This window comes from Rhodococcus sp. 06-1474-1B, from assembly GCF_002258885.1.
Taxonomy (GTDB): domain Bacteria; phylum Actinomycetota; class Actinomycetes; order Mycobacteriales; family Mycobacteriaceae; genus Rhodococcoides; species Rhodococcoides fascians.
Genome location: NZ_NOYR01000008.1, coordinates 63,485 through 82,989 on the forward strand (window position 1 = coordinate 63,485; position 19,505 = coordinate 82,989).

Consider the following 19,505-nt stretch of genomic DNA (forward strand, 5'->3'; position numbering starts at 1 on the left):
GATGAGAGCCAAGCTATTTCGGGCACTGGTCCCGATCGCGGTGGCCGTGACCACTGTGGGACTGGTGGCGGGGTGCAGCTCCGGCGATACCGGGCCCAACCCCGATGCGCCCGCGTCCTTCGAGAGCGGAGCGCAGATCAATCCGCATCCGATCAGCGATCTGCAGCAGGGCGGAAACATGAACTTCCCGCTCACGCAGGTGACAGCCAACTACAACTACTACCAAATCGACGGCACCACGGTCGATACCTCGCGGTTCTACGCCGCGCTGATGCCGAGGTCGTTCACCGCCGCAGCCGACGCGAGTCTGACGGTGGACACGGACTTCTTCACCGACATCGCCGAGTCGGAGGTCGACGGCAAGCAGGTCATCACGTACAACATCAATCCCAAGGCCAAGTGGAGCACCGGCCGACCACTGGACTACACCGACCTCGTGGCGACGTGGACGTCGAACAGCGGTAAGGACCCGGCCTACGAGGCGTCGAGCACGGCCGGTTACGACAAGGTCGAATCCGTCGTGCGCGGCGAGAACGATCAGCAGGTAGTCCTGACGTTTGCAGAAAAATTCGCAGACTGGCGCTCGCTGTTCGTGCCGCTGATGCCAGCGGAATCGGTCAACACGGTGGAGGCATTCAACACCGGCTCGGTCAGCGCGATGCCGGCCACCGCAGGACCGTTCCGTATCCGGACCATCGAGCCCGGTGGCAAGCGCATTGTTGCGGAGCGCAATCCCGATTGGTGGGGCGAAAATCCCGCAGTGCTCGACACCATCACGTTCCTGCCGCTCGATTCGACAGCCTCCGTCGGCGCGTTGCAGAGTGGCGAGATCGATTACTACGAACTGGGCAGCAGCGCTGACGCATTCAAGGTCGCCCGGGGTATCCCGAACATCGACTTGCGGCAGAGCCTGGGTCCGCAGTACCGCCACTTCGATTTCAACGGCGCGCCCGGACGCATCACGTCGGACAAGGCGGTACGGCTGGCTCTGATGAAGTCGATCGACCGCGATTACCTGGCTACCTCCCAGCTGGGCCAGATCACCTCCAACCCGACGGTGCTGAACAGTCACATTTACGTCGATGGCCAGAAGGGTTACCAGGCCAACAACGGAGACATCACGTTCGATCCCGAGAAGGCGAAGTCCGAGCTCGATGCCGCAGGTTGGACGATGAACGGAGACTTCCGGTCCAAGGACGGCCAACAGCTCGATCTGCACGACGTCATTCCGGCCGATACCCCGAATGCGACGCAGGAAGCGCAGATCATCCAGCAGAACCTCAAGGCTGTCGGTGCCAACCTCATCATCGATGCGGTGCCGTCGGACGACTTCTTCGAGAAGTACATCTTGGTCGGTGCTTTCGACGTCACCCACTTCACCTGGGAGGGAACGCCGTACACGTCCAGCGCTGACGGCATCTTCCGCCTGACGCCCGGCAGCACGCTGCAGAACTACGGCCAGGTCGGGTCCGAGGAGATCAACGGACTACTCGACAAGGCTGCGGGCGAGCTCGACGACGAAGCACGTATCGCCGACTACAACGAGGCGGACAAGGCGATCTGGGCCGAGGGCCACAGCCTGACGATGTTCCAGCGCCCTTCGACGTACGCGACGAAGTCCAATCTCGCCAACTTCGGTGCTCCAGGATTCGGCGACATCGACATGTCGAAGGTCGGGTTCCTGAAATAGACAACGGGCTCGGATATCCGGTCGGTGTCGCGGCAATCACGCTGGTTGTCGCGGCATCGACCGCTGTCGTCACCCCGCTCGGCCTGGTGGTTGCGCTCGTCGTGCTTATCTGGACGGGTTGGTCGGTGGGCTCGGCCTTGTTGGCCGAACGATCCGCAGCACGCTCTGGGAACCGAATCGCTTTGCGTCGTGTTCGGTTTCAACACCGCATGCGCTCGCGTGGGTACCTGGAAGTCCACGAGAACGGCGGGCGGGCCTGGTACCCCGTCTACTTCCACACCGGTCTTCTCGGATTGGTCCCCGACGCCAAAGCGAAGGTCGGTAGGTCGTTTCTCGGACGCCGCGCCTTCGTCGTCGAACCGGGGATCGTTGCGTTGCCGTCCGGTCGGCGTCGGTCGACCTTACCGCCGGGAGCACCTCTCGATGCCCCGCGCCTCAACGAGTCCGATCTCCGCACGCGCAGCGCCAGATTCGGTTCGCTGCGTCGTCGGCTCATGCTCGACGCCCCCGCAGCAGTGGCCGGCCCGTTCATCGGGCTGCTGTGGTTGATCGTCGACGGTGGGGGCTTTGCACAATTTCTGGCAGTGAGTCTGTTGGCAGCTATCACCGCGATCTGGTGGTCGGCGATCGCCGGCAGCGACCCCAGTTGAGTCGCTGAGCAATTCGCGTGACGCGCGTTCGTAACTACTGAGAAACACCCCTGATCTACGTTCGGGATTCGGACAATTCAGGAGGCAGCATGGCGCAGTCGATGGCAGAGCACGCAGCGGAAACGATCAGCAAAGGAATCGGTCGACGCGGCTTCATTCGGGCGGTGGCAGCGATGAGCGCAGGGGCTGGTTTGGCAACTACAGCAGCGTGTTCGACGTCCTCGACCACTACGGCGTCAACAAGTTCGTCGGCTCCGGTAGCGCCCGCGGGTGCCATTCTCAACCCAGGATCGGGCGACATCTCGGGAGACCACTACCTGAGCTCGGAGGTCGACAAGGTTCTGTGGGGTTACGTCCCGACCGTCGAATCGGAGTCGGTACTGCAGATGAAGTCCGGCGAGACTGTCACCATCGATGCGCTCAGCCACGAGGGCATTCTCGAGGACCAGGGCCGCGATCCCGTCGAATTCTTCGGCGGCAAAGGCGTTTCGGAGTCCGACGTCCTCCAGGACGCCATCGATATTGCCGGCGGATACGACCGGACGGTACGCAACTTCGACGTCGACGGACCGCACGTCGTGACCGGTCCGGTGTTCGTGGAGGGCGCTCAGCGCGGAGACGTTCTCAAGATCGAGACACTCGAGGCTGTGCCGCGGGTGCCGTACGGCGTGGTGTCGAGCAGGCACGGCAAGGGCGCGCTTGCAGTTACGGCGTCCGGCGAGGCACCGGCGGGCATCAGCCTTGATGAAGTCATGCCGCCGATCGGAAGCGACGGCAGGAAATCGGGTGCCCCGACGCGGTACGGCAATGTATCCACGTTCACGGCCGTCGAGGACGGACAGGGCGTGATGCGGTACGGCGATGCGGCCGTGCGCTTTCCGCTGCGCCCGTTCATGGGCATGATGGGCGTGGCGTTCGCCAGCGACCCAGGTCTGACATCCCCGAATGCCAACTCGATTCCCCCGACGCTCGGCGGCGGCAACATCGACGTCGGTCTGCTCGGCGTCGGCTCGACGTTCTACCTTCCCGTGTTCGCGGAGGGCGCGTTGTTCTACGTCGGCGATCCGCACATGGCGATGGGTGACGGTGAGGTGGCCCTCACTGCGATGGAGGGGTCTCTGCGCGGCACCTTCCGCCTTACGGTCTGCAAGGCGGGCAGCGGTGACGCGCCGTCTGTCGCGTACTCGTATCCCTTTGCCGAGAACGAGGACTCGTGGATTCCGATCGGCCTGTCAGATCCGGACGGGGCAGTCGGCGGCCAGAGTTCGGACCTGAACGCGGCGATGCGTCGCGCGGTCGTCAACGCTCTGGACTTCTTGGAGACGGACCTCGGCATGGACCGAGCGACGGCGTATGCGTACCTCTCCGCTGCCGCGAACTTCACTGTCTCGCAGGTGGTCGACAAGACCGTCGGCGTGCACGGACAGATCTCGAAGGCACACTTCGACCGGTAGTAGTGCGCCTGCGGCGCAGTGGTGCGTGTAAGTGCCTCTGCGGGCACATAAACACGCCACTGCGCGTAGCGCACCTCAGCGGTGCGCGGTTGCGATGAAGTGACGTGTTGCGGCGTCGACGATGTCTGCAGGTGCGATGTCGATTTCGTCGTTCAGCCAGGCGATCACGAGTTCGGCAAGTCCACCGATGAAGAGCAGACCGTTGATCTCGGACTGTGGTTGCGGCCAGGCCTTCTCGCCGTAGAGTTCGCGCGACTGTTCGGCCACCAGATGAGCGAAGCCGCGCAGGGACTTTCGTCGGTATTCGCGGAGGGAGTCGACGGCGAGCGATTCGATCATCGCAACCCGGCCCTTGCGACGGTCCTCGGTCAGGACGCCGACGAACGCGGTCACCGCATTGTGTACCTTCTCGTCGACGGTCCGGGCGGGGGAGTGCAGTGCATCCAGCGCTGCCGTTCGTATCTCGGCGGACACCGATTCCACGACCTGCTCGAGCAAGTCGTCTCTGCTGCTGAAGTTTTGGTAGAAGTAGCGCTCGGTCAACTTGGCGTGTGCGCAGATCGCGGTCATGGTCGCACCCTTCGCTCCGGCTGCCGCGAATACCTCGAGGCCGGCGTCGAGCAATCTCGCTCGGCGGTCGGCCGCGCGGTCGTCGGCGCTCATGCCGTTGTAGCGACGCGTCGTAGGGGGCATGGGTAGATCTTGACAGAGACCGTGACTGTGACGCAGACTACATCTCATCTGACATGACGTCATGTCAGATTGACGGAGGTCGACAATGGCACGTGCTCTGGCTGCTCCACCCGCAGATTCAGCTCTCCAACCGGTGTTCGGCGACGGCGGTCTTCCCGTCGTCGGGCACACACTCGAGTACATTCGCGACCCTCTGAAGCTGCTCGGTAGTCGGTGGGACAAGTACGGCGAGGTCTCGTGGATGACGATGGCCGGACAGAAGTGGATCACCGTTCTCGGCCCCGATGCGTGTCAGCAAGTGCTGCAGAATGCGGACAAGGCGTTCGCCAACGGTGACGGGTGGTCGCTGTTGATCGGGCCGTTCTTCCACGGCGGGCTGATGCTGCTCGACTCCGAAGAGCATCTACGTCATCGACGAATCATGCAGCAGGCCTTCACTCGGGACCGGCTGACCAAGTCCGTCGCAGCGTTGAATCCAGTTACAGCAACGGGTTTGGACGCGTGGCAGCCGGGCCGCGACTTCCAGGTCTATCCGGCGCTGAAAGCACTGACGCTGGACGTCGCGACGAGCATCTTCATGGGAGGTGCGGAGGGAACGACGGACGCCGACATCGCTGAGCTCAATGCGAGTTTCATCGCCTGCGTGCAGGCTGCCACGTCGATCGTGCGCTACCGCGTTCCGGGCACGCGGTGGAAGCGGGGTCTGGACGGCCGAGCGGTGCTCGACCAGTTCTTCCGCCGCTACCTCCCGGCCCGTCGAGCCACCGAGACCGACGACCTCTTCTCGGTGTTGTGCCACATCGAGGGTGACGACGGAGAGCATTTCTCCGACGACGAAGTGATCGACCACATGATCTTTCTGCTCATGGCTGCGCACGACACGTCGACGATCACGCTGTCGACGATGATGCAGTACCTCGGCCAGCATCCGGAGTGGCAGGACACGTGCCGGGCCGAATGCGAGGCGCTGGGCACCGATGCTCCCTCGTTCGCGCAACTCGACGAGCTGACCAACGTCGATCTGGTGATGAAGGAGTGCTTGCGCCTGGTCTCGCCCACACCGGTAGTGGCCCGCCGCGCCGTGAAGGACACAGAGGTGCAAGGCAAATTCGTCCCCGCGGGAACGTATGCCTCTGTCGCGCCGCACTTCACGCATCACATGGAGCAGTACTGGCCCAACCCCGAGCAATTCGATCCCGGACGGTTCGCCGCCGATCGCCGCGAGGACAAGGTGCACCGCTATGCGTGGGAGCCGTTCGGCGGCGGCGTCCACAAATGCATCGGCATGTTCTTCGCCGGGGCCGAGATCAAGACGATCATGCATCACCTGTTGCTGCGATTCGACTGGACGGTCGACCCCGATTACGTTGCACCGCTGAATTTCACGTCGCTGCCCTTCCCGGAGGACGGGCAGCCCGTGCAGCTGAGACGGCGTTAGACCGATCCGGCGCGGTCGGTGAGCCAACCGATGATGTCGGCTGTGACCTCGTCACGGTTGGTCTCGTTGAGGATTTCGTGGCGGGCACCGGGGTACAGGGTGACGGTCACATCGCTCATTCCCGCCTCGCGGTAGCGGGCGGCCAGCGTCTCGATCAACTGCCCACCGCCGGCGAGTGGGTCGTCCGTTCCCGACGTGATGAGCAGGGGGAGATCAGAGCGAATCTGCTCCAGGTTGTGCGGATCGGCGAGCTTCTCGGCCTCGCCGAACAAAGCGGGGACCGTCGACGCCGGAAGGTCGAAGCCGCACAGCGGATCTGCCACGTAGGCGTCCACCTCTGCCTCGTCACGCGAGAGCCATTCGTAGCCGGTGCGGTGCTCGAAGGCGGCGTTGAACACGCTCAGGTCGCCCGCCGGGGCGTCGGCCATTCCTGCGGCGAGTACGTCGAGTGTCGTCGAACCCGACAGCACCACGCCCTCGTACAGATCCGATCGCTCGATCAGAACATGCTGGGTGGCAAAGGATCCCATGGAATGAGCGAACAAGAACAGAGGCAGGTCGGGGTACTCGGTGAGCAGTGATTCGCCCAGTTGCTCGATGTCTGCCCACAGGCCTGCAAACGCGGCGGCCCCGAAATCGCCGGGGGTGTCGACGATCGACTGGCCATGGCCGCGGTGATCCGACGCGACGACGTGGAAGCCAGCGTCATTCAGGGCGGCAGCGAAGCGTGCGTAACGACTGCCGTGCTCGGCGAGCCCGTGTGCGATCTGTACGACACCGCGAGCAGGATCGGCGGACGTAGACCAGGTATAGGTGCTGATCTCGAGGTCGTCCTGCTTGGATACGAACGACGAAGCGTTGGCCACGAAAATCTCCTTGGTGCGGCGAGAGGGTCGAGACACGAACCTAACTCTTACGCCTCGTACATCGGAGCAAAATGCTCGACGACGGGGAACGGATCGTAGAAGTGATGCAGTAGCGCCTTCCACTGCTGATACTCGTCGGAACCACGAAAGCCGTCGGTGTGGTCTTCGAGTCGTTCCCACTCCACCAACAGCAGGTAGGTGTTCGGTTGCTCGATGCCCTGCGAGAGGGTCAGATTCACGAACCCCGGCATCGACGCGATGATCGATTTCGCGTCGGCGAACGCGGTTTCGAACTCGTCGGTTCGGTGGGGGATGACATGCAGCAGGGCGTGTTCGACGATCATCGAGACAGTATGACCGCAGCAGCGCGATGCTCCCCGGGCAACTGCCTGGGGAGCATCGGCGAGTACGGCTACTTTGCGGAGACTCGGACGAGCTTCTTGTTCACGAATTCGTCCATGCCCCACGGCCCCAGCTCGCGGCCGACGCCGGAGCGCTTCACGCCGCCGAACGGCAGGCCGGGCAGTGTGGTGCCGTGTTCGTTGACGAAGGCCATGCCCACCTCGAGGCGTTCTGCTACGTCCCGGGCCTTGTCGAGGTCTGCGCTCCACACCGACCCGCTCAGTCCGTAGGGGGAGGAGTTCGCCAATTCGATTGCCTCGTCTGCATTCTGGACCCTGTAGATGACGCCTGCGGGGCCGAACAGTTCCTCGGTGTAGGCCCGCATGTCCGGCGTGACGTCGGTCAGCAGGGTCGGCTGCACGTACGCACCCGGTCCGTCGATCCTCTTGCCACCGGTGAGCAGTGTCGCGCCCTTGGACACCGCGTCGTCGATCTGCTCGATCAACGTGTCGGCAGCGGTCTGCGACGACAGGGGACCGAGGGTGGTGTTGGCATCCAGCGGATCGCCGGTCTGCACAGCCTCGAAGGAGGTGACGAGCTTGGCGACGAACTCGTCGTAGACGTCTTCGGCGACGAGTATGCGCTTGGCGGCATTACAGGCCTGGCCTGCGTTGGACAGGCGCGCACGGGTTGCGGATTCGACGGTGGCGTCCATGTCTGCTGAGTCGAGCAGGATGAACACGTCCGAACCGCCGAGCTCGAGCACGACCTTCTTGAGGTTGCGCCCCGCCGTCTCGGCGACGGACGTTCCGGCCCGCTCACTTCCGGTGAGGGAGACGCCCTGGACGCGAGCGTCGGCGATCATGTCGGCGATCTGCTCGTTGGTCGCGAAGATGTTGATGTACGCGTCTTCGGGCAACCCGGCCTGCCGGAAGATCTCTTCCATCAGCAATGCCGATTGCGGGCAGTTCGGTGCATGCTTGAGCAGAATCGTGTTGCCCACCATCAGGTTCGGGCCGGCAAATCGGGCTACCTGGTAGTACGGGAAGTTCCACGGCATGACGCCGACGAGTGCGCCCACCGGTTTGCGTTGCAGCACACTGATTTCCGCGCCGGGCACGTCGAGCTTCTCGTCCTCGAGCAGCGCGGGGCCGTTGTCTGCGTAGTAGCGGTAGATGTTGGACGACAGCTCCACCTCGCCCTGGGATTCGGTGAGCGGCTTGCCCATCTCGAGCGAGATGGTGCGGGCCAGTTCGTCGGCGCGCTCGACATAGAGGTCGGCGACCTTGTGCAGGATCTCTGCGCGATGCTCGGGTGAGGTCTTGCGCCACGTCTGGAAACCAGCGTGCGCGTCCGCGAGGGCGCGCTCGATGCCGGCCGTGTCGAGAGTTTCGAATTCCTTGACGGTTGTGCCGTCGGCTGGATTGACAGTCTTGTAGGTCGTCATGCTCGGTTCAACGGACGGCGGGGCCGATGTTGTTCCTAATCGGGCAAATCGGATGGCCCGACGGTGGTCAGAGGCGGGACGGGACACGGTCTCGAAATCCATTGAGCGCCCTACTGGTCGGTAACTTGGATGCGCAGATGGAGTGATACCCCACTGCCCCCCACAGCGGCGAGAACGAAGATTAAAGTTGAGGACGAACGCATCCAAAAGACGACGTCGAAACTGAGGCAAAGGCGAAACATGACAGCGAAGAAGCCGACCATCATCTATACCCTGACCGATGAGGCGCCGATGCTGGCGACTCACGCGTTTCTGCCGGTCATACGTTCTTTCGCCAGCGCGGCCGGCATCGACGTCGAGTCCAGTGACATCTCGGTTGCGAACCGCATCCTCGCCGAGTTCCCCGATTACCTCAACGAAGACCAGCGAGTGACCGACAACCTCGCCGAGCTGGGCAAGCTGACGCAGCTGCCCGACACCAATATCATCAAGCTTCCCAACATCAGTGCCTCCGTTCCGCAGTTGCTGACCGCGATCAAGGAACTGCAGGACAAGGGCTACGCGATCCCCGACTTCCCCGGGAACCCGAAGACCGACGAAGAGCGCGAAATCCGCGACCGCTACACCAAGTGCCTCGGCAGCGCGGTCAACCCCGTTCTGCGCGAGGGTAATTCGGATCGCCGCGCACCCAAGGCCGTCAAGGAATTCGCGCGCAAGCACCCGCACAGCATGGGTGAATGGTCGCCGGCGTCGCGCACCCACGTCGCGCACATGCGCCACGGCGACTTCTACCACGGCGAGAAGTCGATGACCGTCGAAGGCGACCGCGAGGTCAAGATGGAGCTGCTGACCGAGGGCGGCGAGACCATCGTCCTCAAGGAGAAGGTGTCGCTCACCGACGGCGACGTCATCGACAGCATGTTCATGAGCAAGAAGGCGCTCATCGAGTTCTACGAGGAGCAGATGGAGGACGCCTACAAGACGGGCATCATGTTCTCCCTGCACGTCAAGGCCACGATGATGCGGGTCTCGCACCCCATCGTCTTCGGTCACGCCGTCAAGGTCTTCTACAAGGACGCGTTCGCCAAGCACGGCGACCTGTTCGAGGAGCTCGGCGTCAACGTCAACAACGGCCTCTCGGACCTCTACAGCAAGATCGAAGCCCTCCCCAGCGCGCAGCGCGAGGAGATCATCGACGACCTGCACAAGTGCCACGAGACTCGTCCGGAGCTGGCGATGGTCGACTCCGCACGCGGAATCTCGAACTTCCATTCGCCCAGCGACGTCATCGTCGACGCGTCGATGCCTGCGATGATCCGCAGCGGCGGCAAGATGTGGGGCGCGGACGGTCGGCCGAAGGACACCAAGGCAGTCAGCCCGGAGTCGACCTTCTTCCGCATCTACCAGGAAATGATCAACTTCTGTAAGACCAACGGTCAGTTCGATCCGACGACGATGGGCACCGTTCCCAACGTCGGCCTGATGGCGCAGAAGGCCGAGGAGTACGGCTCGCACGACAAGACGTTCGAGGTCCCTGCCGGTGGCGTCGCGAACATCACCGACCTGGCGACGGGCGAGGTTCTGCTGACGCAGGACGTCGAAGAGGGTGACATCTGGCGTCTGTGCATCGTCAAGGATGCGCCGATTCGCGACTGGGTTGCGTTGGCAGTGCGCCGCACCCGTGAGTCCGGAATGCCGGTCGTCTTCTGGCTCGACCCGTACCGCCCGCATGAGAACGAGCTGATCGGCAAGGTGCGCAAGTACCTGAAGGATCACGAGACAGAGGGCCTCGACATTCAGATCATGTCGCAGGTACGTGCGATCCGCTACACGATGGAACGTCTCATCCGCGGGCTCGACACCATCTCCGCGACCGGCAACATCCTGCGTGACTACCTCACCGACCTGTTCCCGATCCTCGAACTCGGCACCAGCGCCAAGATGCTCTCCATCGTTCCGCTGATGGCCGGCGGTGGACTGTACGAGACGGGTGCGGGCGGCTCGGCCCCCAAGCACGTCAAGCAGCTCATCGAGGAGAACCACCTTCGCTGGGATTCGCTGGGTGAATTCCTGGCTCTCGCAGTCAGCCTCGAGGACCTGGGAACCAAGACCGGTGACGTCAAGGCGACCATCCTCGCCAACGCACTCGACTCGGCCACCGGCAAGCTGCTCGAGAACAGCAAGGGCCCGTCGCGCTCGACCGGTGAACTCGACAACCGTGGCAGCCAGTTCTACCTCGCCCTCTACTGGGCGCAGGAACTCGCCGAGCAGACCGAGGACACCGAGCTGGCCAAGCACTTCGCAGCTCTGGCGAAGACCCTCTCGGAGAACGAAGAGAAAATCGTCGGCGAGCTCAACGCGGTACAGGGCAACCCGGTCGACATCGGTGGTTACTACTACCCGGACCCCGAAGCCACCGCCGCAGTGATGCGTCCGTCCTCGACGTTCAACGAGGCACTGGAGTCTGCGAAGCAGTAGTTCTTTCTGCCTGCTTCACCCCCCTTTGAAATGAATGGCCCATTCACGCGCTCAGACGTTGTGAAGGGGCCATTCATTCGTTGAGGTGCAACAACTCTCGGGCTCCGGTAGCCGTCAACCGTCCGCGGTCTACAGTCCGCCCCTTGGTTGGGATTGCACGCCCGCGACGGATCAATGTGACTTTCACGCGCTCAGACGTACTGAATGGCCCATTCATCCCGTCTGGGGCGGCACCAGAACGCTGAGAAACGCCGAACAGCTTGCACTTTGGCGTCGTCCGGGCAACTGGACGACGGAGATGGTCCTGTGGATCGTTGGCTCGATCGGCATGTAGACCAGGTTTGCGAACGACATCATCGGTACCACCAGTTCGGGGACAACTGTGACGCCCAGTCCCGCGGCGGTCAGTCCGGCCACCGCAGCGACGTTGTGTGCCTGAACCGATGGCCCGACGTCGACTCCCGCGCTTTCCAGCGCGAGCCGCACATGTGACTCGATGCTGGATTCGGGGCCGAACGAGATGAACGACTCGCCGGCCAGGTCGGTCCACGACAACGAAGTTCGTTGCGCAAGAGGGTGATTGGTGGGTAGGGCGCAGACGAATGCGTCGGTGCTGATCGTCGTGCGTTCCAGGTCGTTTGCCCGACCCGACGCGGCGACCACTGCGAAATCGACCGAGCCGTCTCGAACCGATGCTACGACGCCGTCACGCAGGCCGTCTTTGACGTGTACCGAGACGTCGGGATGGTTGCGCCGAAACTCCACGATGTACGGGGGCAGGAATATCGCCGCGATCGACGGTAGGCATGCGATCGTGACGGTGCCGCGTTCTCCGGAAACGAATCGTGCGATCTGTTCGAGTCCGTCGTCGAACTCCAGCAGTATTCGACGCCCATATGCGGCCACTTCGAGCCCGTCACCCGTCGGATCGACACTTCGGGTTGTGCGTACGAACAGTCGGACGCCCAGGCGTCGCTCGGCTTCAGCGACGGTACGGCTGAGGTTGGGCTGAGACACGCCCAGTGCCGCGGCAGCGGACGTGAAGCTCTGAAGATCTGCCAGTGCGACAACCGCGCGCAGATGCGCGATGCCGATGTTTATGCCCACGACGCATGAATCTATACCCAACTGATGTTGGACTGCGTAAGTGATCTCCACAACACTCGTCATATTCGATGAAGGAGATCACATGCTGTCACTGCTCGGCTTCGGGACGATTGCCATCATCCTGCTGCTGTTGTTCACCCAACGTGTCGCGGCCATCGTTGCGCTTGCGGGTGTCCCACTCGCCGCGGCGTTCCTGGCCGGCAACTCGCCGTCCGAGGTGGCAGGGTTCGTCAAGGATGGGCTCGGCGGGGTCGTCGGCGTCGCAGCCATGTTCCTGTTCGCGATCGTCTTCTTCGGGATCATGCGCGACGCAGGTCTGTTCGATCCCCTCATCGCGCGCATCGTGAAGTGGGCAGGCAGCGCACCGCCGACTGTCGCCGTGGCTACGACGGCTCTCGCGTTGGTCGCCCATCTCGACGGGGCAGGCGCGGTCACGTTCCTCATCGCCGTTCCCGCGATGCTGCCGATCTACGAGCGCCTCGGGATGAGCCGGCTGGTGCTGGCCACGTGTGTCGGACTGGGTGCGGGCGTGATGAACCTCGTTCCCTGGGGCGGCCCGACGGCGCGAGCGGCAGCAACATTGGGCGTCGACGCCAACGAGCTGTGGGTGCCGCTGATTCCCGCGCAGATCGCTGGTGTGGTGTTCGCGTTGGCCATCGCGTACTACCTCGGACGCCGAGAGCGGACGCGGTTGGCGAAGGTCGCAGCAGGTGATGTCAAGGCCGAGGTGGAGGAATCGACGGCACGCGTCGGGCAGCGAATCCCCGTACCCGCTAGCGGCGGAACCAACGAGCCGGCCTCAGTCGGGTCGGGCGGTGACGAGACCCCAGAAGAGCCCGACAGGCCTGACGAGCCCAGCCTGCTACGTCCGAAGCTGTTCTGGGTCAACGTCGTTCTCGTCGTCGCGACACTTGCCGCACTGATCGCGGCCGTCGCGCCTCCGGAGACCTGCTTCATCATCGCGACCATCGTTGCGCTCCTGATCAATTACCCGGGCATGAAGGCACAGTCCGCCCGTATCGAAGCGCATGCAGTCGGCGCGATGCTGATGGTGGGCACGCTGCTCGCCGCCGGTGTTCTGCTCGGTGTGCTCGACGGCAGCGGCATGATCGAATCGATGGCCGTCAGCGCCGCCAACGTGATTCCGGACTGGATGGCACCAGCACTTCCGCTCATCGTCGGGGTGTTCGCGGTACCGATGAGTCTGATCTTCGGCCCGGACGCGTACTACTTCGGTGTGCTGCCGGTACTCATCGAGGTCGGCGACCAATTCGGCATCAGCGCAATCCATCTCGCTCAGGCATCGATCATCGGTGAGGAGACCGTCGGCTTCCCGATCAGTCCGATGACGGGCGCGTTCTACCTTCTCGTCGGATTGGCCAAGGTCGATATCGGCAGGCACATCCGTCATACCCTGGGGTGGGCGTGGCTCGTCAGCCTCGGCATGCTCGGAGTCGCTTTCGCGACGGGCGTCATCCCGGTGTGGGTCTCATGAGGGCCCGCGAAACTGTCCGATTGGGTGCCGGTGCGGGGTTTGCCGGCGATCGCATCGACCCCGCGCAGATCTTGGCCGAGCGAGGCGAGCTCGACTATCTGATCTTCGAGTGCCTCGGAGAGCGGACGGTTGCGACCGGGCAGGCCCGAAGATTGCTCGATCCCACGACGGGCTACGACCCGCTCCTGGCAGCGCGCATGCGCGCAGTACTCGGCTCGACCACTGAGCAGGGCATCACCGTCGTCACCAACTCCGGAGCCGCGAATCCTGTTGCGGCAGCCGCGGTCGTCGCGCAGGTGGCGGAGCAGGTGTGCTCGCGTTCGGTGCGCATCGCTGCTGTCACCGGCGACGACGTGCTCGACGCGGTACGTCGCATCGATCCGGTGGTGTGGGAGACCGGCCGCCCGCTGTCGGAGCATTCCGAGGAACTGGTGTCGGCCAACGCCTATATCGGGGCCGACGCGGTACTGCCCGCACTCGACGTCGGTGCCGACGTGATCGTCACCGGCCGTCTTGCCGATCCAGCGCTGTATCTCGCGCCGCTGATGCACGAGTTCGGTTGGGCGGGGCAGGATTGGGAGACGCTCGGTGCTGGGACGGCCGTCGGGCATCTACTCGAATGCGCGGGCCAACTGACCGGTGGCTACTTTGCCGACCCGGTCACCAAGCCTGTGCAGGGTCTGGCAAATCTGGGTTTTCCGTTCGGGGACGTACGGGCCGACGGCACAGCCGAATTCGGCAAAGTCGACGGCACCGGCGGGGAGCTGACGCGGCGAACGTGCGCCGAGCAGCTGCTCTACGAGGTAGGCGATCCCGCCAGATACTTGACGCCGGACGTGACCGCCGATTTCACCGGAGTTGCGTTCCAGACAGTCGGGCCTGACCGGGTGGCGGTGTGCGGGGCGACGGGCGGCACACGGCCAGAGGAGTTGAAGGTGACCCTCGGATTCCGCGGCGGTTGGCTCGGGGAAGGGCAGATCAGCTACGCCGGGCCACGCGCCCTGCAACGCGCGCAGCTCGCGGGAGCGATTGTGCAGCAACGACTGTGGGAGGTACACGGTATTTTAGCGGAGAACGTGGGTATCGAGTACATCGGCGCGGGCGCTGCATTCCGCGGACTTTTGGCCCCGACCGATGTCCCCGAAGTGCGACTGCGCGTGACCGCGAAGGTGCCCGACGCGGAGACCGCGGCACTCGTGGGGTGGGAAGTCGAAAGTCTGTACACCAACGGCCCGGCCGGTGGCGGCGGTGCGCGCAGCAGCAGCACCGAGGTGCTCGCCATCAGATCGTGTCTGATTCCACGTGCCCAGGTGACGACCGCCGTACACATCACGGAGGTGACGGTATGAGGACTGTCGACGATTTCGCCGACGTACGAACCGGGGACAAGGGCGACACCCTTATTCTCGCTGTCTTCCCGCGGACCGACGAACACTACGAGTTACTGTCCCGCGAACTGACTGTCGATGCCGTTGCCACGCACTTCGCACCGTTGATCACCGGAGACGTGCGCCGCACCGAGATGCCGTTGGTCTCCGGGTTGGTATTCGAGCTACCCGGCGTGCTCGGCGGGGGAGTGACCGGAAGCCCGGTGCTCGACGGACATGGCAAGTGTCTGAGCTACCACCTGCTGAGTATGCCTGTGCCCGAATCCCTTTGACCCTGCTTCCCGACTCTCGCGGCCGGGCCGCCCGATGGATGGAGATCGACATCCGTATCACCCGCGTACCCCTGGCCCTCACTCTTGCCGCAATCCTCGTCGGACAGGCAGCCGGTACTGCTGCAGCGGTACCTCGAGAATCACCGACAGACCCGTTCTTCACCTACGGACGTGCGGCCGATTACACGGTCACCTCGGAGCGCATGGAGGTTCCGATGCGCGACGGTGCCACCCTTGCCTGCAATGTGAACCGACCCGGCGATGACGGCAACGTGCCGGTCGCAGGGAAGTTTCCGACCATCGTCTACGACTTCAACGCCTACGACGGCCTCGACCAGTTGGCGACGGACTCTGCGTATTTGGTCGAACGTGGGTACAACATTCTGCTGTGCAACGTCCGGGGATCCGGGGATTCCGAAGGTGTACTGGATCCGTTCGGCCCGCAGGAACAGCAGGACAACTACGATCTCGTCGAATGGGCTGCAGCGCAACCATGGTCGACGGACAAGGTCGGACAATCCGGTGTCAGCTACGGCGGTCATACATCGATGCTGGCCGCGGCCAACAATCCACCGCATCTGGCTGCCGTCATCCCGGTCGATGCATTCAGTGACTGGTACGAGAACACCATCTACCGCGGTGGAATCCGATCCGACACCATCCGCACGTGGCAAGCAAGTACAGCCCCGGCTACCGAAGGTCCGTACGACGAGCATCCGCTGTACGACCAGTACTGGATCGACCGCAGCGTCAAAGCGAAGTGGCAGAACATCGACGTCCCCATGTTGCAGGTCGGGGGATGGTACGACCGCTACCGAGACCCGATGATGCAGAACTACAGTGCGCACCCAAATCTGACATGGGTCGTTGCCGGGCCGTGGAAACACGGCATGCCGGCGGGCCAAAACGCCGATATCGGTACAGGCGCGTACCTGGCCTGGTGGGACAAGTGGCTTCGCGAGGACGGCTCTGCACCTCTGCCCGCGAAGCGGATCAATTCCTACGAGATCTCCTCGGTGCCCGTCGAACGTGGCTGGCAGGAATTCGGTCAGTGGCCGCCTGCCGAATCCACCGAGTTGACGTTGGCGATGGGGACCGATGGTGGCCTGAGCCCGGTATCGACCGAGCAGGGCAGCCGGGCGTACAGCGTGCCTGAGGACCATACCGATGCTGCCGCAGCGGCGGTGGTCTTCTCGACCACCCCGCTGCCCGCTGATGTGGTGATCGCAGGGTCCCCGACGGCGCAGGTCTCGGCGACCTTCACCGCGTCCGACGGCAACCTTGCGGTGATCGTCGACGATGTCGCGCCGGACGGCACCGTGGAGCGAATCACTCAGGGTTGGCTCAAGGCGAGCCATCGCAACGGATCCGTTTCGCCCGAGCCTGTAATACCCGGGCAGGAGTACGAATTGGACGTACGTGCGTGGCCGACACACTTCCGGTTGCCGGCCGGACACCGGCTGCAGGTCCAGGTTCGCAGTGACGATTACCCCGACATCACCGACGACGCCGCGGCAGGAGATGTCAGCGTCCGCACCGGAGCCGGCGGTTCAACCCTGACCGTGCCGGTGCTCCCCTCCGCATCGGTGCGTTGACAGGTGATCAAGTGTCGAAGGGCGAAATACCAAGCCGCGCGGCAGCGCCATATGTGTCCGCTGCCGGACCGAAGAGTTACTTGACGGGACGAGTTTGGGTGAGGTGGCCTATTGTGAACCATTCGTTCTGTTTCAGGTAGGGGCAAGAGAGGCATCGTGGGCCAATGGTGGGGGTGAATTCGTCCCGGCTAGACGACATCACCGACTTAACCTGGGTCGATGTCTTGCCATGGCTCGACGGTTATGTATCCGACCGCGCCGCACGTTTGGAGCGACTGGGTCGTGACGAATGGTGGCTGGAGGATTCGCCGAGGGAGACCGCATCAGGCGGCGACCTGGAGAAGCTGCTGAGTGAGCTGGCTGACCTGTTCGTCACTGGGCACAAGAGCATCGTTCTATCCGATGCGTTTCCCACGTTGAAGCCAGGCCTCTCGGTATCGGCCCTCTGTCTGGACACCAGAGCTGCCACCCTGGCCGGGAGGCTTACAAAATCCACGACCATCGACGGGTTCTTGCCGTTGACCGTTCAGGACTTCTTCGCGATAAGCGGCACACATGACGGGACGGCGCGCGAATTGGTCGCCGCCGTTCTCGGGTGTGCAGTTCTCACTGACCCGGGTTTGCGGGTCTCAGAGGACGACGTGATCTCGGCACCACCCGTGATCAGTCAGTTGCTCGACGATCTGCACGAGTTGGCTCAGTGGCATCGAATTCGAGGCCGGAGTCGCCAACCGCTGGTGACTGTGACCATCGATGACGACTCACCGGAACCGATTCAAGACGTTGCCGCGCGGATTGCAGCGTTGACTGCGCTTGATCTCCCGGACGGCACGGTAGGCGATCCCATCGACGAAATCGAGAACCTCGTCGAGCAGCTCAACGAGCGGGAGAGCTTGGTATTGCACCAGCGGCTGATGGCGGTCGCGCCCAAGTCGCTCGGTGAAATGAGCGTGCGTTTGCATGTCAGTAAAGCGCGAACCAGCACCATCGAGTCGGACATCAAGTCACGCTTCACTTCCGCGTGCGGTTATGGGACTGCAGTAGGAAACTTGTTGGCGAGCTTGCGAGTCGAGATTCAACCGGTTGCCTCCTTGGACCGTCTGTTGAAGCTGCACCCAGGTATTGCGAAGGCGGTGCCGGCTCTCGGCGTACCACTCTGGCTCGTGCTCGATCGTCTGGATGACTACTTCGAGGTCACCGACGGCTGGGCTGCTGCGCCGGATGTCGATGCGGCGAAGCGGCGCACGCTGTCACTGCTCGAAGATCACGAGTCGGTCAACGGTGTCGTCGACCTAGCTGATGTCACGGCAGCCGTGGCGATGACGGGTCATGAGTTGGAGGAGTGGCTTCGTTGGTGTGAGGTCCCGTTGGTCGCTGGACGTGCGCTGACCCGTACTGCCAAGCTTGCCGATCATGCGGTCGGAGCGCTGGAGGCCATGGGTGAGTCGCTGTCGTCGGAGATTCTCCGAGAACTTGTCGATCCGGGTCGTGGCGTCGAATCCATCTCCCGTGCGTTGGCGGCGGACTCTCGCGTCGAAAGAGATCACGAGTTGGAATGGCACCTGGCGGAGTGGTCCACCGCCGACATCGAGGTCGAGGGTCGTGCAGCGCACGAGGTGCCGCAGTTCGTAGCAGATTCCACGGGGGCGGTTAGGCGGAAGCGGTCTGGGGTCAAGTCGCCGGATCACACGCGTCGGCTCTACCGTGTCGGGCTCGGCTGGCGATACCGAATTGTGGTCTCTCGTGACCACTTACGAGGTTCGGGATTTGCGCTGCCTGCTGGCGTCGCTGCTGCGGTCGGTTGCAGGCGCGGTGACGTTGTGGAGCTTTCGAGTCGCCTCGGTGAACAAATGATTCGATGGTCCGGTTCGCAACCGACCTGCGGAACAATCCGCCGCTTTCTCGCGGAACTTGCTGTCAATGTTGGAGACTCGGTATTCCTTGACTTCGGAGTCGATCGTCGCTTCGACGTGCTGCCGGCAGCATCGATCCCCGACGATGCTGGGCCGCTGCGGCGAGTTCTCGGGATGATCGGTCACAGCGACCCTATGTCCATCTCGGAGAAGAACCTCGTCAGAGTGCTGGCTGACGCGATCGGGTTACCGGGCGAGACGCGCCCCAGGCGGTTGTTGTCAGCCTATGAAACAGGAAGCGACGACGAAGTGACGGTGCTTCTCGAGAGTGCATGGGTCTCGGGCAACGACGTGGCGCTGGGAGATCGAGAGTGAGCGACGTGATCGCAACGATCGACGCGTCGCCGGATGCTTCTCTCGCGACTTCGATCGGGCTGCACCACACACTTGTCACCGCTGTTGCCGATTTGATCGACAACAGTATCGATGCAGGGGCGAAACACGTTCTTGTACGGTTCCTACAGCGCGGGACGCTGGTGACGGGGCTGAGAGTCATTGATGACGGAGCGGGTATGGACTCCGCGACTATCGACACTGCAATGACCTATGGCAGTAGACGACAGTACGATTCAGCCGACCTCGGACACTTCGGTGTCGGAATGAAAGCGGCCTCGCTGAGCCAAGCGAGCGCTCTGGTCGTCTGGTCTCGTTCGGAGGGGTCGGAGCCGCAGGGGAGG

Annotated in this window: 15 protein-coding genes and 1 pseudogene; 11 read left to right on the top strand and 5 right to left on the bottom strand. The window is 63.2% G+C overall.

The features are described 5' to 3' along the window. Nucleotide 1 precedes the first annotated feature (1 nt). The 3 genes from CH266_RS01820 (at nucleotide 2) to CH266_RS01830 (ending at nucleotide 3,794) form a co-directional block, all read left to right on the top strand. Nucleotides 2-1,690: an ABC transporter family substrate-binding protein gene (locus tag CH266_RS01820; RefSeq protein WP_141214465.1), complete on the top strand. Its 1,689-nt coding sequence runs from the start codon at nucleotides 2-4 to the stop codon at nucleotides 1,688-1,690. 209 nt (nucleotides 1,691-1,899) lie between these two features. After that, entirely contained in the window at nucleotides 1,900-2,340 is a 441-nt protein-coding gene (locus tag CH266_RS01825; protein ID WP_094735460.1) for a hypothetical protein, read from the top strand. An 89-nt stretch (nucleotides 2,341-2,429) separates the two neighbouring features. Further along, nucleotides 2,430-3,794: an acetamidase/formamidase family protein gene (locus CH266_RS01830; protein ID WP_094714534.1), complete on the top strand. Its 1,365-nt coding sequence runs from the start codon at nucleotides 2,430-2,432 to the stop codon at nucleotides 3,792-3,794. Nucleotides 3,795-3,869: 75 nt separating this feature from the next. On the opposite strand, the gene CH266_RS01835 is transcribed toward CH266_RS01830, so the two are convergent. After that, on the bottom strand, nucleotides 3,870-4,487 hold the full coding sequence (locus CH266_RS01835; protein ID WP_176456978.1) for a TetR/AcrR family transcriptional regulator: 618 nt from the start codon (nucleotides 4,485-4,487) through the stop codon (nucleotides 3,870-3,872). An 85-nt stretch (nucleotides 4,488-4,572) separates the two neighbouring features. On the opposite strand from CH266_RS01835, the gene CH266_RS01840 reads away from it, so the two are divergent. Continuing rightward, complete coding sequence (locus tag CH266_RS01840) at nucleotides 4,573-5,925, top strand: cytochrome P450 (protein WP_094714535.1); 1,353 nt, start codon at nucleotides 4,573-4,575, stop codon at nucleotides 5,923-5,925. On the opposite strand, the gene CH266_RS01845 is transcribed toward CH266_RS01840, so the two are convergent. The 3 genes from CH266_RS01845 to CH266_RS01855 all read right to left on the bottom strand — a co-directional run bounded on the left by CH266_RS01845 (nucleotide 5,922) and on the right by CH266_RS01855 (nucleotide 8,580). Beyond that, nucleotides 5,922-6,791, bottom strand: coding sequence for an alpha/beta fold hydrolase (locus CH266_RS01845; protein ID WP_094714536.1), 870 nt, complete (start codon nucleotides 6,789-6,791; stop codon nucleotides 5,922-5,924). The two genes, CH266_RS01840 and CH266_RS01845, sit on opposite strands and share 4 nt — an antisense overlap. 47 nt (nucleotides 6,792-6,838) lie before the next feature. Further along, nucleotides 6,839-7,135: an antibiotic biosynthesis monooxygenase family protein gene (locus CH266_RS01850; protein ID WP_027497837.1), complete on the bottom strand. Its 297-nt coding sequence runs from the start codon at nucleotides 7,133-7,135 to the stop codon at nucleotides 6,839-6,841. Nucleotides 7,136-7,203: 68 nt separating this feature from the next. Further along, on the bottom strand, nucleotides 7,204-8,580 hold the full coding sequence (locus CH266_RS01855; protein ID WP_094714537.1) for an NAD-dependent succinate-semialdehyde dehydrogenase: 1,377 nt from the start codon (nucleotides 8,578-8,580) through the stop codon (nucleotides 7,204-7,206). Nucleotides 8,581-8,820: 240 nt separating this feature from the next. Here CH266_RS01855 and CH266_RS01860 point away from each other — a divergent pair, with 240 nt between their 5' ends. Continuing rightward, nucleotides 8,821-11,058: an NADP-dependent isocitrate dehydrogenase gene (locus CH266_RS01860; protein ID WP_032384796.1), complete on the top strand. Its 2,238-nt coding sequence runs from the start codon at nucleotides 8,821-8,823 to the stop codon at nucleotides 11,056-11,058. 213 nt (nucleotides 11,059-11,271) lie between these two features. On the opposite strand, the gene CH266_RS01865 is transcribed toward CH266_RS01860, so the two are convergent. After that, on the bottom strand, nucleotides 11,272-12,165 hold the full coding sequence (locus CH266_RS01865) for a LysR family transcriptional regulator (RefSeq protein ID WP_255175809.1): 894 nt from the start codon (nucleotides 12,163-12,165) through the stop codon (nucleotides 11,272-11,274). Between the two features lie 82 nt (nucleotides 12,166-12,247). On the opposite strand from CH266_RS01865, the gene CH266_RS01870 reads away from it, so the two are divergent. From CH266_RS01870 to CH266_RS25715, 6 genes and pseudogenes are all read left to right on the top strand, one after another. Continuing rightward, nucleotides 12,248-13,660, top strand: a complete 1,413-nt coding sequence (locus CH266_RS01870; protein WP_094714539.1) for a CitMHS family transporter — start codon at nucleotides 12,248-12,250, stop codon at nucleotides 13,658-13,660. Continuing rightward, on the top strand, nucleotides 13,657-15,009 hold the full coding sequence (locus tag CH266_RS01875; protein WP_094714645.1) for an acyclic terpene utilization AtuA family protein: 1,353 nt from the start codon (nucleotides 13,657-13,659) through the stop codon (nucleotides 15,007-15,009). Before CH266_RS01870 ends, CH266_RS01875 begins: the two co-directional genes overlap by 4 nt. Beyond that, a complete protein-coding gene (locus CH266_RS01880) occupies nucleotides 15,006-15,320 on the top strand; it encodes an AtuA-related protein (protein ID WP_032383772.1) in 315 nt (104 codons plus the stop codon). The genes CH266_RS01875 and CH266_RS01880 overlap by 4 nt, the downstream gene beginning before the upstream one ends. Further along, nucleotides 15,317-16,915: a CocE/NonD family hydrolase gene (locus CH266_RS01885; protein ID WP_141214466.1), complete on the top strand. Its 1,599-nt coding sequence runs from the start codon at nucleotides 15,317-15,319 to the stop codon at nucleotides 16,913-16,915. The genes CH266_RS01880 and CH266_RS01885 overlap by 4 nt, the downstream gene beginning before the upstream one ends. A gap of 224 nt (nucleotides 16,916-17,139) precedes the next feature. Further along, nucleotides 17,140-19,143: a hypothetical protein gene (locus tag CH266_RS01890; protein ID WP_255175810.1), complete on the top strand. Its 2,004-nt coding sequence runs from the start codon at nucleotides 17,140-17,142 to the stop codon at nucleotides 19,141-19,143. Continuing rightward, nucleotides 19,101-19,481 (top strand): annotated as a pseudogene (locus CH266_RS25715) (ATP-binding protein); the annotation flags it as partial. The gene CH266_RS01890 and the pseudogene CH266_RS25715, both read left to right, overlap by 43 nt. Between the last annotated feature and the right edge of the window lie 24 nt (nucleotides 19,482-19,505).